Origin of the sequence: Litoribacter ruber, assembly GCF_018500185.1 — a bacterium.
Lineage (GTDB): Bacteria > Bacteroidota > Bacteroidia > Cytophagales > Cyclobacteriaceae > Litoribacter > Litoribacter ruber.
On the sequence record NZ_JAHBGI010000004.1, the window covers coordinates 341,117 to 358,087 of the forward strand.

11 protein-coding genes are annotated in these 16,971 nt (G+C 46.4%); 8 read left to right on the forward strand and 3 right to left on the reverse strand.

All coding sequences use genetic code 11. The annotated features are described in order from the left end of the window. Positions 1–2,205 (forward strand): xanthine dehydrogenase family protein molybdopterin-binding subunit, encoded by a 2,205-nt coding sequence (locus KIH41_RS08130; RefSeq protein ID WP_214162100.1) that lies wholly within the window; start codon positions 1–3, stop codon positions 2,203–2,205. Positions 2,206–2,212: 7 nt separating this feature from the next. Here KIH41_RS08130 and KIH41_RS08135 read toward each other — a convergent pair whose 3' ends face one another. Together KIH41_RS08135 and KIH41_RS08140 are read right to left on the reverse strand one after the other, a co-directional pair. Continuing rightward, positions 2,213–3,250 carry an AI-2E family transporter gene (locus tag KIH41_RS08135; RefSeq protein ID WP_213943607.1) on the reverse strand — a complete coding sequence of 346 codons (1,038 nt, stop codon included), beginning with the start codon at positions 3,248–3,250 and terminating at the stop codon, positions 2,213–2,215. 46 nt (positions 3,251–3,296) lie between these two features. After that, positions 3,297–4,385 carry a bifunctional 3-deoxy-7-phosphoheptulonate synthase/chorismate mutase type II gene (locus KIH41_RS08140; RefSeq protein WP_213943608.1) on the reverse strand — a complete coding sequence of 363 codons (1,089 nt, stop codon included), beginning with the start codon at positions 4,383–4,385 and terminating at the stop codon, positions 3,297–3,299. A gap of 127 nt (positions 4,386–4,512) precedes the next feature. Here KIH41_RS08140 and KIH41_RS08145 point away from each other — a divergent pair, with 127 nt between their 5' ends. The 5 genes from KIH41_RS08145 to KIH41_RS08165 all read left to right on the forward strand — a co-directional run bounded on the left by KIH41_RS08145 (position 4,513) and on the right by KIH41_RS08165 (position 10,824). Next, entirely contained in the window at positions 4,513–5,706 is a 1,194-nt protein-coding gene (locus KIH41_RS08145; protein ID WP_213943609.1) for a proline dehydrogenase family protein, read from the forward strand. A 24-nt stretch (positions 5,707–5,730) separates the two neighbouring features. Beyond that, positions 5,731–7,449, forward strand: a complete 1,719-nt coding sequence (gene lysS, locus KIH41_RS08150) for a lysine--tRNA ligase (RefSeq protein ID WP_214162101.1) — start codon at positions 5,731–5,733, stop codon at positions 7,447–7,449. Positions 7,450–7,806: 357 nt separating this feature from the next. Next, positions 7,807–9,867 (forward strand): M13 family metallopeptidase, encoded by a 2,061-nt coding sequence (locus KIH41_RS08155; RefSeq protein ID WP_246539019.1) that lies wholly within the window; start codon positions 7,807–7,809, stop codon positions 9,865–9,867. A gap of 428 nt (positions 9,868–10,295) precedes the next feature. Then, on the forward strand, positions 10,296–10,535 hold the full coding sequence (locus tag KIH41_RS08160; RefSeq protein WP_214162102.1) for an addiction module protein: 240 nt from the start codon (positions 10,296–10,298) through the stop codon (positions 10,533–10,535). Next, positions 10,525–10,824, forward strand: a complete 300-nt coding sequence (locus KIH41_RS08165) for a type II toxin-antitoxin system RelE/ParE family toxin (protein WP_213943642.1) — start codon at positions 10,525–10,527, stop codon at positions 10,822–10,824. The genes KIH41_RS08160 and KIH41_RS08165 overlap by 11 nt, the downstream gene beginning before the upstream one ends. 613 nt (positions 10,825–11,437) lie before the next feature. Here KIH41_RS08165 and KIH41_RS08170 read toward each other — a convergent pair. After that, positions 11,438–14,137, reverse strand: coding sequence for a putative LPS assembly protein LptD (locus KIH41_RS08170; protein WP_246539028.1), 2,700 nt, complete (start codon positions 14,135–14,137; stop codon positions 11,438–11,440). 162 nt (positions 14,138–14,299) lie between these two features. Here KIH41_RS08170 and KIH41_RS08175 point away from each other — a divergent pair, with 162 nt between their 5' ends. Then, complete coding sequence (locus tag KIH41_RS08175) at positions 14,300–15,100, forward strand: N-acetylmuramoyl-L-alanine amidase family protein (RefSeq protein WP_214162104.1); 801 nt, start codon at positions 14,300–14,302, stop codon at positions 15,098–15,100. Positions 15,101–15,340: 240 nt separating this feature from the next. Continuing rightward, positions 15,341–16,969: an acyl-CoA carboxylase subunit beta gene (locus KIH41_RS08180; RefSeq protein ID WP_213943645.1), complete on the forward strand. Its 1,629-nt coding sequence runs from the start codon at positions 15,341–15,343 to the stop codon at positions 16,967–16,969. Positions 16,970–16,971 lie beyond the last annotated feature (2 nt).

The window sequence follows — 16,971 nt, forward strand, 5'->3', positions numbered from 1 at the left end:
ATGAAACTATCCGATATTAACCGCCGCAAATTCCTAAAACAGTCCGGACAGGTGCTGGTAGGCTTCAACCTGCTTCCCCTCGCATTTTGCACTCCCAATGAGGCCAACGTCATGTCCGATTTTGCGGATAAGGGCAAAAACGCAGTGGATTCCTGGATCCGCCTGAATCCGGACGGTAAGGTCACCGTGCTTACGGGGAAGATGGAGTTGGGGCAGGGGATAAAGGCAGCTTTACGCCAGATTGCCGCGGAGGAACTGGATGTGGGGATGGACATGGTCGAAATCGTCATTGCCGATACGGGCAAAACCCAGGATGAGCGCTATACCGCGGGAAGTAACTCCATTGAGGGAAGTGGCAAAACCATCCGCAATGCAGCCGCGGAAGCTAGGCGTATTTTGCTTGAGAAAGCAGCAGGAAATTGGAATACCTCTCCAGAAGAACTTTCAATTGACAAGGGTATGATCTCCCAACCGGGAGGCAAATCGGCCTCGTTTTGGGATGTGCTCCAGGAAAAATCTTTGGAAGGAGAGATTACCGAAAAGGCACCCAAAAAAGATCCAAAAGACTATAAAGTCATCGGTCAGCCTGTACCCCGGGAGGATATACTTGCCATGGTGACCGGTAAGTCCCTTTATGTTCAGGATTTGAGGTTGCCGGGGATGATTCATGCCAGGGTGATGCGCCCGCCATCGTACGGGGCAAAGCTGATTGATTTTCCGAAGGAAGAAGTCGAAGGATTGCCAGGGGTTATCAAAACGGTTAAGGATGGGAGTTTTCTAGCCGTGTTGGCTGAAAGGGAGTTTGATGCTATTAAGGGGCTGCAGCGTCTTCAGATGGGGTCCCGCTGGGAGGAGAAAACTTTGGCTCCCCCACAGGACGAGCTTTACGAGAAAATGTTCAACTCTCACGACAAAGGTGATTCCATAGAAGATAGTTTGCCGTCCAACTGGCAAGAAAGAGGCGAAATATTGGAGGCAGCCTATACCCGGCCCTTTCAAATGCACGGTTCGATCGGCCCTTCGTGTGCGATTGCCCAGATGGAGAATGGAAAACTGACTGTTTGGTCACATACCCAAGGCGTTTATCCCATGAAGAGGACCATTGCTGATTTGCTCGGTATGAGTGAGGACAATATCCGCGTGATCGGAGTTCCAGGCTCTGGCTGCTATGGCCACAATGGCGCCGATGATGCCGGGGCAGATGCGGCTTTGCTTGCAGCTGCACATCCCGGTCCGCCCATCCGCGTGCAATGGATGAGAATGGATGAGCACAGCTGGGAGCCTTACGGTTCTGCGATGGCTTTCAAAATGATAGGGATAGTAGACAGCGCAGGGAATATAGAAGCTTGGCGGACGGAATTATGGTCAGATGCACACAGTGCCAGACCGGGAGGAAAGGCCGGCCATTTTATAGCTGCCAATACCCTGGAAAATCCCAGGAATTTTGAGCCGGGAGGCTTTTCGGCGGGAAGTTACAGAAATGCCGTGCCACTTTATGGCTTTCCAAGGGAAATCGTCCATCATGATTTTTCCACCCCCTTGAGAACTTCGGCCATGCGTGGGCTCGGGGCTTATGGGAATGTGTTTGCACTGGAATCTTTTATGGATGAGCTTGCGCATAAGAGTGGGGCGGACCCTTTGGAGATGAGGTTAAAGCATCTTCACGATGAAAGGGCAAAGGAGGTGTTGGAAATGCTGGCTGAAAAAATCAATTGGTCCTCAAACCGTAAGAAAGGCAACCAAGGCTGGGGTTTGGCCTTTGCCAAATATAAAAACGCCGCCAGTTACTTTGCGGTAGCGGCACTGGTGGAAGCTGATCCGGTAAACAAAGATTTTAAGCTCCAAAAAATGGTGGGCGTAATAGATGCAGGGCAAACCATCAATCTAGATGGTTTGAAGAACCAGACAGAAGGCGGCATGATCCAATCCGCAAGTTGGACGCTTTTTGAGGAGGTCAAATATGACAGTCAGGGAATAGTAAGCAACACTTGGGCGAGCTATCCGATTATGCGCTTTTCCCATGTGCCGGAAATTGAGGTGCATGTCATTGATAGACCGGAAGAAGAGCCGTTGGGGGCTGGTGAGGCCGCCCAGGGGCCGGTGAGTGCGGCAATCGCCAATGCCATATTCGAAGCTACTGGTTCCCGACTTAGGGATTTGCCATTAAAGCCTGAACAGATCAATTGGGATAAATTGCAAAGCTGATTAATCCTTATTTGTTGCTAATGAGTTTGGCTATGGGTTGCATTTTGGGAGTGTGCTCCGCAATGATGCGGAAAATGGCAAAAAGAGGTACAAAAAGAATCATTCCCAAAATTCCCCATAGCATACCGCCGATGATTATCGCAATGATAATATACAAGGGAGCAAGGTTTACCTCATCCCCGATGATGAGGGGTTCCAAAATATAGCTTTCTATCAACTGGATCACCAGCACGACTGCGGCAAAAAATAGGATATAAGAATAATCTTCGCCTTCCACCAGGGTAAAAGCCACGGGAATCACCCCGCTCAGCAGGGGGCCAATGTAGGGTATGATTGTGAGCAATGCTCCCACAACCGTAAATAGCAAAGCAAAACGAACGTCGAAGGATAAAAATGCAACCAAGTACAGGCCACCCAAAATGGACATTACCTTTATCCTTCCCCACAGATAATGATGTGAAACAGTAGCAGACTTGTTAATGACGGATTTGGCCTTTTCCTTTTTCTCCCCGCTATAATCTAAAATGAAAGTTTTGATCCGGCTTCGGTTGGTAAGTAAAAGGAATAGGTAGACATTGGTAAGAAAGAAGTGCCCCAGGGTGGTGAAAAAACCTGTCAAGAAACCTTGAACAAATGCCTGGATCGTTTCGGCAAGGCCTTCAGACCTCTCTTCAAACAAACTGGCCTGTCTTTCTGGAGAGATGCCCGTCATGTTTGCTACACTTTGCTGCAGGGCTGCCAAGAGTTCTTCAAGTTGATCCCCGATTTCAGGAAGGCTTTCTGCAAACTGCCCGAGCTGGGAAACCACCAATACCAGCAAGCCTGAAACCGTCAAATAGACAATTGAGGCACAAATTAATGCGGCAAGCATTCTTGGAAGTCCTTTCTTCTCCAAAAAAATAGCAACAGGCCACATCAGTGTGGCAAAGAAAAAACCAAACACCAAAGGCTTAAGAAACCCAGCGCCCAGGTAGAAAATGGCTACTGTTGCAATGATTAGAAAAAGTATACTGTTTATTTTAAAAATGACCGCTTTCATCATCATATAAAGATGAAAACGGCCATTTTGTTTTTATCCCCACATTGAAAGCTTACTCACCCTCCATTACTTCGGTTTGCTTTTTGATCGATTCGGTATGGATAAGCTTGAAAAGATCCTTGGCAAAAGATTCCTTCAGGTTCAGAGATTTTGCCCATTCAGGACGTGTCTGGAAGACCTTGTTCCACCTTTCCATTTGCAGAATCGCCACGTTGTTGAGCTTTTTATACTGCCCTACTTTTTCCACCAGACTCATCCTTTGACTCAAAAGCTCCAATATTTCCCTGTCAACATGGTCAATCTGCTCCCGGATCACTTCCAACTGGGATTGCAGTTCCGGGTCATCCAAGGCCACTTTCCTGGTTTTTAAATGCTGGAGTAAATTACCCAAACTGCCAGGGGTGAGCTGTTGTGCGGCATCTGACCAGGCCTTGTCGGGCTGGTAATGCGATTCTATAATCAACCCGTCAAAGCTCAGATCAAGTGCTTTTTGGGCAATGTGTTGGATCAGGTCTCTGTTTCCGCAGATATGGCTGGGGTCACATAGTAGCGGTAAATCCGGGAAGAGGGATTTCAACTCTATCGGTATCTGCCAAGTAGGTGAATTACGGTATTTGGTGTCATTGAAATTGGAAAAACCACGATGAATGGCTCCAATGGAAGACACACCCGCTTGGGCGATCCTTTCGATGGCCCCAATCCAAAGGGCAAGGTCCGGGTTGATCGGGTTTTTGATGAGCACCGGAATATCTACTCCCTTGAGGCTATCGGCAATATCCTGTACGGTAAAAGGGTTGACCGTAGACCTTGCGCCGATCCACAAGACATCCATTTCCGCCCTCAGGGCTTCATCCACATGTGCGGGAGAGGCCACCTCGATGGCAAATTTTACCCCATATTTGGCTTTGACTTCCTGGATCCACGGCAGGGCTATTGCCCCTACGCCTTCGAAGCTGTTTGGGCGGGTTCGGGGCTTCCACACGCCCGCCCGTATGGTGCTGATTCCTTGCTCCACCAGCTGCCCGACGGTTTGGTCCAGCTGCTCAGGGGTTTCCACGCTGCAGGGGCCTGCAATGAAGAGGGGGTAGCTGAAATCTTGGTTCCAGTCGCCTATTTTCTTAAGGATCAAATCTTTGTTCATGTATGCTCAAGGGTAATAAATCAATTAACAATTATAAGGCAGTAGGGGTTTTTTTGATATATTTGCATGCGGATAGGGGAGCACCCATGCTACCGGTCCCACCCAAATATACTTTAGAGCATCATGTATGAAAACAGAACCCAAAATTTCCTTTGATGATCTTCAGGTAGCATTTGAATCCAAGACAGACGCAGATTTGAGGAAGATGTACGCCATTTTCGCTACCATGAATAATCAGACTGCCGTCAAGCTGGGCATTAAGATGACAAATTTAGCATTTAAGCTGAAATTTCCAGTAAAGGGCTTGATGAAGGCTACCATGTTTGGCCACTTTTGCGGTGGCGAAACCATTGAAGATTGCCATGGTACCGCCCTGGATCTGGGCAAGTACAACATTGGGTCGATTTTGGATTACTCTGTGGAGGGTGAAGGCGATGAGCAGAGCTATGAGAGTACCAAAATTGAAATCCTCAAGACTATTGAAAAGGCAGCCAACTCCATGCATATTGATTTTGCGGTATTCAAGGTGACGGGCCTGGGGGATTTTGACATCATGACCAAGATTCAGGATAAAGAACCGCTTACCGAAGAGGAGCAGGCGTCTTTTGACAGGCTTAGGGGTAGATTTGACGAACTTTGCAAAGCCGCACATGATGCCAAGGTGAGGATTTTGGTAGATGCCGAGGAAAGCTGGTTCCAGGATGTGATTGACGATATGGTTTATGAAGCCATGGAGAAATACAACAAGGAAACCGCTATCGTGTACAACACCTACCAGATGTACCGTCACGATATGCTCCAAAGACTGAAAGGCGCACACTTGGACGCGGTGGCCAAGCAGTATTACCTGGGTGTGAAGTTGGTGAGAGGCGCCTACATGGAAAAAGAAAGACAAAGGGCTTTGGATATGGGCTACGAAAGCCCAATTCAGCCGACAAAAGAAGCTGCGGATAAGGATTATAACGATGCCTTGCAGTTTTGCATAAATAATAAACAAAGGGTGTTTCTTGTAAGCGGGTCACACAACGAACTAAGCAATATCATGCTGACCGAGTTGATGTCCCTGCACGGCTTGAAGCCCAATGATGAGAGGATTTACTTTGCGCAATTATTTGGCATGAGTGACAATATCTCATACAACCTGGCCAAGGGCGGCTATAATGTAATGAAGTATGTTCCTTATGGGCCTGTGGAAAGCGTGATGCCCTATCTGGCACGTCGGGCGGAGGAAAATACGAGTATTTCGGGCCAGTCTAGCCGGGAATTTGATTTGATCAAAAAGGAAATTGCGCGTAGAAGAGCGATTAAGAATAATAAATAAAGCAGTAAAAATTCACCTATATCAATGCAATTATTAAGCGAGCAGGAATTAGAGCGAAGAAAAGACCGTGAAGAATTGATGAAGCTGGGGATCAATCCCTATCCGGCCGAGTCTTTTCCTATCAATGTCACCGCGAGCGATATTCATAGAAACTACGAAAATAGAAAGAACGACTATAAAAGCGTATCCATAGCTGGCAGGCTGATGAGCCGCAGGATAATGGGCTCGGCCTCATTTGCCGAAATCCAGGATTCCACCGGCAGGTTGCAGATTTACATCAGAAGGGATGATATCTGCCCAGAGGATGATAAGACTTTCTACAATACGGTGTTCAAAAAGCTTTTGGGCATCGGGGATTTCATCGGGGTGAAAGGGTATATTTTCACCACCCAAACCGGCGAGATTTCACTGCATGTTACAGAATTGAAAATTCTTTCCAAATCCGTAAAACCGCTTCCAGTGGTGAAAAGAGATGAGGAGGGCAATGTATACGATGGCTTTACCGATCCTGAACTTCGATACAGACAGCGGTATGTGGACCTTACGGTAAATCCTGAAGTGAAGGATGTGTTTGTGACCCGCTCAAGGATCATTTCCAACATGAGAAGGTACTTTGACGATCACAACTGGTTGGAAGTTGAAACCCCTATCCTTCAGGCCGTCCATGGTGGAGCAGCGGCCCGTCCGTTCAACACTTTTCACAACACTTTGGATATGCCTTTGTATCTAAGGATTGCCAATGAGTTATATCTTAAGAGGTTGATCGTTGGTGGTTTTGATGGCGTGTACGAGTTTGGGAAAATGTTCCGTAATGAAGGTATGGACAGAACGCATAATCCTGAGTTTACCTCCATGGAAATTTATGTGGCCTATAAGGACTATATCTGGATGATGGAAATGGTGGAAGATCTATTGGAGAAGGTAACGGTATCTGTACATGGAACTTCTAAAATAAAAGTAGGGGACAAGGAAATCGACTTTGCCGGCCCATACCGTAGACTGAGCATGTATGATTCCATTAAGGAATATGCAGATGTAGATGTCAGCAAATTGGATGAAGAAGGTCTTCGTAAAGTTTGCGCTGACTTTGGTATCGAAGTAGATGATACCATGGGACGCGGGAAACTGATCGATGAGATCTTTGGCGAAAAAGTAGAAGCTCACCTTATCCAGCCGACATACATCACCGATTACCCGATCGAAATGACTCCTTTGGCCAAAAAGCACAGAACAGAGGAAGGCCTTGTGGAGAGGTTTGAACTGTTTGTCAACGGTAAGGAAATTGCCAATGCTTACTCGGAGCTTAACGATCCTATTGACCAGCGCGAGAGGTTTGAGGAGCAATTGAAACTTGCCGAAAGGGGTGACGATGAGGCCATGGCCATGGATGAGGACTTCCTCAGATCCCTGGAGTATGGTATGCCACCCACATCCGGTTTGGGTATCGGTATAGATAGGTTAACCATGTTGCTGACCAACAAGTCGACTATACAGGAAGTGCTTTTCTTCCCTCAGATGAGACCTGAGAAGAAAATTAGCATCGCCACCGACGAGGATTTCATCAAGCGCGGCATAGATCCCGCCCTGATCCCGGCAATTCGCGATCTGAACATCCATACCATTGAGCAATTGAAGGAGCAAGACGTAAACAAACTCTTCAACGACGTATGTGGCAAGCGCAAAAAACTGAAACTCGACGCCAAAAACCCTTCCAAAGAGGAAGTGGCCAAATGGGTTGAATAGGAATACTAAACATTACGTGAGTTCAATCGCAGAGGAGTCAAAGAGCGCGAGGCGGCGCAGGAAAAAGAGAGGTTTCACGCCACGGCGCGCAAGCAAAGAATTAAATTTGCAAATTTGCAAGCGTTGAAATAACATATTAGAACCCCTTTTGGAGAAATCTAAAAGGGGTTTTTGTTTTAATCCCAATCACACTAGTAAACGACAAATCTGACAGACTCTTGGTCAGTGTCTACATTGGCCCCTGTTTCGGTCTTCGGTCTCCCCGCCCGGGGCTATGCCGTTAAAATAAACCCATTAGTGCGTATAGCCTTTTTTTATTAAATTGGCTTCCAGAATTAAATAACCAAAATATAACTTATGAACCGATTTAATTATTTGGGCTTTGGCGCTGTCATTACCGGGATGGTGATGGCGGGCTGTTCCCAGCAGTCAGCCCTTTCCGAAAGGGGAGGGGAAGTGCAAGCCATCAATTTGAACTACATGGATTCTACCACCCGCCCTCAGGACGACTTTTTCCAGTTTGTCAACGGTGGCTGGCTAGAAAAAACCGAGATCCCGGGCGACCAGGGGAGATGGGGAAGCTTTAACGAGCTTCGCGAATTTAACAATGAGGCAGTGTTAAGAGTCCTCGAAAAAGCCTCCGATAGTGAAGAATTCCAGGAAGGCTCTGACCAGAGAAAGGCGGCCGACTTCTACCAGATCGGTATGGATAGCACACTGGCTGAAAACAGAGGCATAGAGCCTTTGAGGCCTTGGTTTGAAGAGATCGAGAAGATAAATTCAGCCGAGGACCTTCAGGCCTATATGGCCAAGCAGCAAAAAAGAGGGGGAGGAGCATTTTTTGGTCTGGGTGTAAACACCGACTTGAAGGACTCTGAAAGAATGGCCCTTTACGTTTCGCAAAGCGGTCTTGGCCTACCTGACCGAGATTATTATGTGGAGGACAACGAGAAATTTAATGACCTCCGCCAAAAATATCAAAAGCATGTAGCTTCAGCATTGAAGCTAGCCAAAGTGGATGATGCAGAAGGTGCCGCTCAGCGTATCATGGATCTGGAAACCAGATTGGCCAAGGCCAGCAAAACCAGAATTGAAATGCGTGACCCGGAAGGCCGTTACAACAAGTTTACCCTAAGTGAAATGAATGAGTTGACGCCTTCATTTGACTGGAAGAAGTATTTGGACGAACTGAATGCCGACACGGATGAGGTGATCGTTTCGACTCCGAAGTTTATGGAGGAAGTGGAGAAAATCATGCAGGAAGTTCCGGCTTCCACTTGGCAGGAATACCTAAAGTGGAACTTGGTCAACAGTGCTGCTCCATACCTGAGCTATGAGTTTGTAAGGAATAATTTTGATTTCTACGGTAAGGAACTTCAGGGTACCGACGAGATGAGACCAAGATGGAAAAGAGTGTTGGCTACTACTGAAAGAGCTGCCGGGGAGGCCATCGGAAAACTTTATACAGAGGAATATTTCCCACAAGAAGCAAAAGAAAAAGCCCAAGAAATGGTGGACAACATTATGTTGGCCATGGGAGATAGAATCAGGAACCTGGACTGGATGACTGATGAGACAAAGGAGAAAGCCCTCGAAAAGCTTGGTACTTTCAGTGTGAAAATCGGATTTCCTGATGAGTGGAAAAGCTATGCTGACCTAGAAGTAGACGGCAATCCTGAAACTGCCAGTTATTTTGATAACGTGATGAGATCTTCTGAATTCAGGTTCAATGAAAATATCTCTAAGCTGGGTAAGCCGATTGACAAGAATGAGTGGTTTATGACCCCTCAAACGGTGAATGCCTATTATAACCCAACTTGGAATGAGATTGTGTTCCCTGCCGGTATCCTTCAGCCCCCATTTTATGATTACAGAGCTGATGCTGCTGTGAATTATGGTGGTATTGGCGGTGTGATTGGACATGAGATCAGCCATGGTTTTGATGATCAAGGTAGCAGATATGATGCTCAGGGTAACTTGAGAAACTGGTGGCAGGATGAAGATTTGGAAAACTTCCAAGAAAGAACCGGTCAATTGGTTGCCCAGTACGATTCCTATGAGCCATTAGACGGTGTGAATGTAAAAGGAAGCTTGACTTTGGGTGAAAACATCGGTGACCTTGGTGGTGTATTGGTGGCTTTTGACGGATTAAAAAGACACTTGGAGGAGCACGGCAGACCAGAAAGCATTGACGGATTCACTCCGGAGCAGCGATTCTTTATTTCTTGGGCTACCATCTGGAGGACCAAAAGCAGAGAAGAAGCTCTAAGAACCCAGATCCAAACTGACCCTCACTCCCCAGCCATGTACCGCGGAAACGGTCCATTGGTGAACATTGATGCCTTCTATGAAGCATTCAATGTACAGGAAGGCGACGGCATGTACAAAGCCCCTGAGGACAGGGTTAGAATCTGGTAAGATTTTATCGTTTTTAAGGTTTATTATAAAAGGTCTGATCGGTTTTGGTCAGGCCTTTTTTATAGCAAAAGAGTGAAAGTTATTTGCCACGGAAGCGCAAAGGCACGAAGAAATTCCGGGGGTTAAGGGATTAGGCGGCCTGCGGCCTGGTTTAGGGGTTTAGAAATCGCAAGCGACGAGAGGGATTTGGCTTGACTGCATCGCGGTAGTTTCACGCCCGCCTACCGGAGTGCATGCAAAGGGCGCAAAAAGGTTGGCAAAGGACGCCAAGCTCTGGAAATGGACTGAATCTAACCTTCTTACCCTCCCGATCCGCGAAGCGGTTTTGGGGAAATAACCTTCTAAACTGCTTAAGTATTTTTACTTTTTAGAATTGAATCAATAATTAAGCAATTTCGTTAATTTTAATTATACTAAACCCATTTACCATGGATATCAAAACTGTTAAAACTGACCTTATACATTGGGTAAAGGACCTTAAAGATAAATCTGTTTTACAACAGCTTCAAGAATTGAAAAAACAACATGAGGACTCTTTGGAATTAAGTGAATCCCAAAGGAAAGAATTAGATTTAAGGCTTAAAAAATATGAGGAGGGCCAGATGCATTTTTCATCTTGGGATGAAGTAAAGGACCGGGTTAGAAAGCGTCATGAAGATGATTTATAACTACCAGCTTTCCGAAGAAGCTGAAATGGATGTAATGGAGGCCTATAGTTGGTATGAAAAGCAAAAGCAAGGTTTAGGAGAAGAATTTCTAGAAGCTCTAGATCATGCAAAAAAGGTCATTTCTTCAAATCCGCTAACCTATAAGGTCTATTATAAAAATAAAGTCAGAGCATTTGTTTTGAGTCGTTTTCCTTTTTTAGTATTGTATCTAGTAGACGACATTGATATCAACGTTATTTCCGTTTTTAATACAAATCAGCACCCCAAGAAGTGGAAAAAGAGATTGTAGCCTATACAAATCAGTAATTTATATTATTTCATTTATTTATAATCCTTTTGCGCCGATAAAATGGTTTATGGGTCTATATCGACCTGGTTTAGGAGTTTAGAAATAACGAAGCGACGAGAGGGATGTGGCTTGACTTCATCGCGGCAGTTTCACGCCCGCCTCCCGGAGGGCAGGCGAAGTGCGCAAAGAGTTTTGCAAAGGACGCCAAGTTCTGGAAATGGCCTGAATCTAACCTTCTAAACCTCCCGATCCGCGAAGCGGTTATCGGGAAATAACCTTCTAAACTGCTAAGTTTGGAAGGTTATTTGGCCTGTGGCCTTGTTTAGAGGTTTAGAAATCGCAAAGCGACGATAGGGATGCTTTCACTCCTAACCCCTTCTACCGTCCNTGCTAAGTTTGGAAGGTTATTTGGCCTGTGGCCTTGTTTAGAGGTTTAGAAATCGCAAAGCGACGATAGGGATGCTTTCACTCCTAACCCCTTCTACCGTCCCGAAGTGCCTCCTGACTTTTCCATCGGCGCTCCTCGGGAGATCTACTATCTACTGAACTATGTTAAATTCTAACCTTCTAAACCTCCCGATCCGAAGCGGATATCGGGAAATAAACCTCTATACTACCTAAACGAATCGAAGAAGCTTCTTCTCCTTGAGACCTTCAGATCCTGGAGAATTGAAGATTTGACACGGATGTCGATGTTGTAGGAGGTAAAGCGGCCAAAAGGGATCCAGTTGACGTTCATCTGCCAGCAATGGAGGTCACGGGCTATACCGATCATGGATTGGGTGACTTGGGCAGTAGATAGATCATACCCCGTGTTGAAGTTGATCTTCCATTTTTCGGAAAAGCTCACATCACCCGATACATTTAGGGCCTGGGTCACATTGGTGACACCAGTAAAAGCACGGTTGTAACTCAAGTTGTACCCAAAGGTCAGGTTCCACGGAATGGCCCAATCTATATATTGGCTGGGATCGGCCACTATCCGATCAATTTCGTTTTGGGTAAATTCATTCATCACCCCCCCTTGGGCCATGAAATCATTGGTGATCTCATCGCGCCTTTCCCCGGGACTTTTTTCCGTCTGACTAGGGTTTATGCTCCCGTTTAAGTTAAGGGTGGCGTTTCTCAGTCGGCCTATACCTTGGCCTCTATTCCATGCAAAATCGTTCACCCTTCGCTCGGCTTGCTGGCCCTGCGCATTGGTGACAGTGCGGGTAGCGTAAGGGTCCATGGTCGCCGAAAGGAACACACTCAGGCGCTGATCAAAGAAGGCCGTTCTGGTATTGATGTTTATCGGGGCCAAATTAAAGGAGTCGGCTGCCATGTTGTAGTTGGACGCAATGTTCAACGTTTGGAGCACCGGGACTTTTTTGGTTTCCTCATTACCTGTAGTATCGTTGGAAGTTTTGATCTTGGCTTCCACCACGTTTCTGATGGAAAGGTTAAGTGACCTGGCCTCGCCCAATGGCGGACCACCAAAAATTGCCCCTTGATAACGGCTGAAGAACTGGGTCCTGCCCGTTTCGTCCACTTGAACTTCCTGAAAATAACCGAATCGTGGGTCGGCAAAATTAGGCGAATAACTAAAGCCAAAAGTTGGCTGCATGTGGTGCCTTACCGCTTCCACTTTACCACCTTTTCTGAAGGTATAAAAACCGTAGATGTTGGTAGAAAGGTTAAAGGAAGAATTGTAGAAACCAGCTCTGTTAAACCCATCGGACCTGATTTGATCCACCCGCTGCTCCTCGGCATTATAGAAATAGTCAATCTGGTTCAAATACCACAGTTCGGTATAATTGAATCCTGCCGTGCCGGTGAAATAACGGAACAAGGTGAAGTTTGAGGTAATTGGTACAGTGTGTCTAAACCCATTGTCCGCTTCCCTCAACAACTGTGGCAAGTTGGCAAAATTAAACGGCAACACTGGAGGTCCTGTAAGTGGATCTATGCCTTGGAAAGGGTCAAATGGATCGGGCTCCTGAAATTGCGGCTGGGTGTTTACTCCTAGGGGATTTACAATCAAATTGTTGATGGAGTTTTGGGCGTTGAAGTTCCAGGCAATGTTCAAGGTCTTCAAGGGTTCAAACTGCACATTTCTGAAAGGGTTTTGACGGTTCATGTTGACCGCGATGTCTGGAAGGACCACCCTCACCTCATCCGTCTGGATATTTTGCGAATGCCGTAAGTTGACTGACATACTGAACGGGGTGCCCGCAAAGGTCTTGCTATAGGCAATGTTGGAGGTAAATTCCGCATTGATGTTTCTGGCAAAGTTTACAGGGTTTACCACCGCATTGTTATAGGTCGTCGTACCGGCATTTACGGAAGCCGAGAAACGGCTGTTTCCCCTGGATTCCGGCGTATGCTGCCAGTTGACCCAAAATTCGTTGTAATCCACCTGGAATTCCTCGGTTTCAGGGCTTTGGAAGCGTTGGTAATCAAAATTGAAACCTCCACTGAACCTGTATCTTTTCCTATATAGAGTGGCTGCCTTGGCACCGTAACCCCCTTTGGAGAAGATTTCACCTGTAAGTCTGGTGTGTATATAATCGTTGAAAGCAAAATAATAACCGAAATCTCTAAGGAAGAAACCCCTGATCTGTTCCTCGCCGTAAGTTGGAAATAATATCCCTGATGCTTTTTCCTGCTGGTCGGGAATTATCCCAAAGGGTAGCCCCAAAGGTGTCGGGATGTTGTTAAAATGCAAATTAAACGGGCCTGCGACCACATGTTTGCCCCTAATGGATTTTATTTTGCCGGATGCAATGTGCCAATGTGGTTCACCCAGATTACAGGTGGTGTAAAAGCCATTACTCAAGTAAACGCTTCCGTCATCATCCTTCTTCACCGTCTGCCCTCTTAAAAAGCCTTCATCCTGCTCGGTGACCACATCGGAGATGATGGCTTTTTGGGTCTTGAAGTTATACCGCATTTCCTTTCGGATCTCATAGGTGGCAGGTCCTTCTTTAAAAATAGGATTGCCTTGTATAGCTCCAAGAGAATCTGTAATACCAGAGGCAAATAGTTCGCTCTTTTCCCAATCAATTACTATATAATCAGCATCTAGGCGAATATTTCCGTATTCAAACCAGGCATCATTATATAAATATACTTTATTGGAAGTGAAGTCCGTTATAATACTGTCTTCGGCGTAATAGTCAATTTGGGTCTGTATGTCGCCCTTTGGCACAACCGTTGTAGTGTCGGTACCGTCTGGAAGCGTGTCAGGACCTGGGATTGGTATACTGTCGGGCCAAGCGGGCTCGGGCAGCAGGTTGGGGTTGATGACCGTATCGGGAGCGGTAACCCGCATTTCGGGCAGTCTTCTACCTCGACGGTCTTGTCCAAAAGCGTCTAGATCAAGCAGGAATAAGAAAATAAAGGATAAGAATAGAAACCTATATTTCTGCACAGATTATTTCTAGTTTAATCAAAAATTTTTAATTTTTGCGTAAAGTTAATGTTATTAACGTTTATGAAACGAACCCTCCCTAAAAATATTCTAATTATTTCGATTCTCACACTCTGTGGGCTTTTTGCAGGCTTTATTCCCACTGGTGAGCGGGCACCCGAATTTCGCCTCAAGCGGATCGTGATAGATGCCGGACACGGCGGCCATGACCCCGGTACGTCTGGGGCCACCTCCAGGGAAAAGGATGTTGCTCTCAAACTGGCCCTTCAAGTGGGCAAGTATATCGAGGAAAACCTGCCTGGAGTGGAGGTCATCTATACACGTAAAACCGACGTTTTTATTCCCCTCAAGGAAAGGGCCAATATTGCGAACCGGAACAAAGCGGATTTGTTTGTTTCCATCCACTGCAATGCCACTGGCAACAAGGGCGTAGCTGGTACAGAAACGTACGTGATGGGTAGCAAAAACTTTGACGCCAATTTTGATATTGTAAAGAGGGAAAACGCGGTAATCCTCCTGGAGGATGATTATAAAGAGAATTACGAAGGTTTTGACCCCAAGAGCCCGGAATCCTACATGATGTTTAACCTCATGCAGAAGGCATATTTTTCCAACTCGCTTTCCTTGGCCCAAAAGATTGAAACCGATTTTACCAGTAGGGTGCAAAGAAAGAGTCGCGGTGTAAAGCAGGCTCCTTTTTATGTACTTTGGACGACAAGCATGCCTAGTGTGTTGATCGAAACCGGCTTTCTCTCCAATGCGGCAGAGGAACGCTACTTGAACAGTGCCAACGGCCAAACTTACTTGGCTTCGGCGATTTACCGTTCTATTAAGGCATACAAGGAGGAGATAGAGTCGATGTAGGGAAGATTTCACTACTTGTCCTGGGTAGCCCTCCCGATACTCATCAGGACTATAGAGGGCGAATCGGGAAAGGCCAATTCGAGGAGAAAAATGAGTGTCAATTTAATTTAGGACGTTACATTGGAGACGGGAGAGCAGGGACTTGTGAACTTCGTGCCGCCCACTTCGTACTTTATTTTTGATATCACTTTTATTGCTTCTATTTTAGCAAAAGCATATAAACCCAATAATCAATTTTTCATGAATCTTGAATACAACAAGAATGAGGACCTGAATAAGCAACTCATTTATAAATTAGAGAAAAAGTTAAAACAAGTCCATCTGGGCGGCGGTGAAAAGAGAATTGCCAAAGAACATGAAAAGGGCAAACTTACTGCCCGCGAGCGGATAGATTACCTTCGGGACAAGGATTCTGAATTTTTGGAAATAGGCGCTTTTGCCGCCGACGGCATGTACGAGGAGGAAGGCGGTTGCCCCTCTGCCGGTGTGGTAACAGGAATTGGCTATGTGAGTGGCCGGCAATGTATGATCGTGGCCAATGACGCTACGGTGAAAGCCGGGGCATGGTTTCCCATGACGGCCAAGAAAAACCTCAGGGCACAGGAAATAGCCATGGAAAATCGGCTTCCTATTATTTATTTGGTAGACAGTGCCGGAGTATTTCTCCCCAAACAAAATGAAATCTTCCCAGACAAGGAGCATTTTGGGCGTCAGTTCCGCAACAACGCCAAGATGTCTTCCATGGGAATCGTGCAGGTAGCGGCCATCATGGGCAGCTGCGTAGCGGGAGGGGCTTATCTGCCCATCATGTCTGATGAGGCTTTGATTGTGGACAAAACGGGTTCCATCTTCCTGGCAGGCTCCTACCTGGTAAAGGCCGCCATCGGCGAAGATGTGGACAATGAAACCTTGGGTGGAGCCACCACTCAATGTGAAATTTCCGGGGTGACTGACAACAAATACGAAAACGATCAGGAATGTCTGGATGCCATCAGAAGGATCTTTTCAACCCTTGGAGCACCTGAATCTGCCGGTTTTGACCGGGTGGAGCCTCAGAAGCCGGCAAAAGACGAAAAAGAAATCTTTGGCGTCTTCCCTTCCGACAGGGTCAAACCCTACGATATGCGGGAAGTGATCGGCCGATTGGTAGACAATTCCGAATTCGATGAATATAAGGAAAACTATGGCCAGACGCTCCTTTGCGGCACGGCCAGGATTGACGGCTGGGCAATCGGCATCATAGCCAACCAGCGTAAGATCGTCAAAAACAAAAAAGGGGAAATGCAGATGGGTGGTGTGATCTACTCCGATTCCGCCGACAAAGCTGCCCGTTTTATCATGAATTGCAACCAGCGTAAAATCCCATTGTTGTTTATTCACGACGTAAGTGGGTTTATGGTAGGCAGTAAGGCGGAACATGGAGGCATCATTAAGGATGGGGCCAAAATGGTAAATGCCATGGCTAACTCCGTAGTGCCCAAGTTTACCATCATCATAGGCAACTCCTATGGGGCGGGAAATTATGCCATGTGTGGTAAGGCCTATGACCCACGCCTGATTTTCAGCTGGCCAACAGCACAGATGGCTGTGATGAGCGGTGCCTCGGCTGCCAAAACCTTGTTGCAAATCAAGGTGGCCAGTCTTAAAAAGGCCGGAGAGGAAATCACCAAAGAGGATGAGGAGAAATTGCTCCAAGAAATCCAAGATAAATATAATGAGGAACTCAGCCCTTACTATGCCTCTGCGAGGCTATGGGTGGATGGTGTGATCAATCCATTGGAGACCAGGAAAGTAGTGAGTATGGGGATTGAGGCGGCCAATCATGCCCCCATTACTGAGCGTTTTAATGTTGGTGTGATCCAAACTTAATT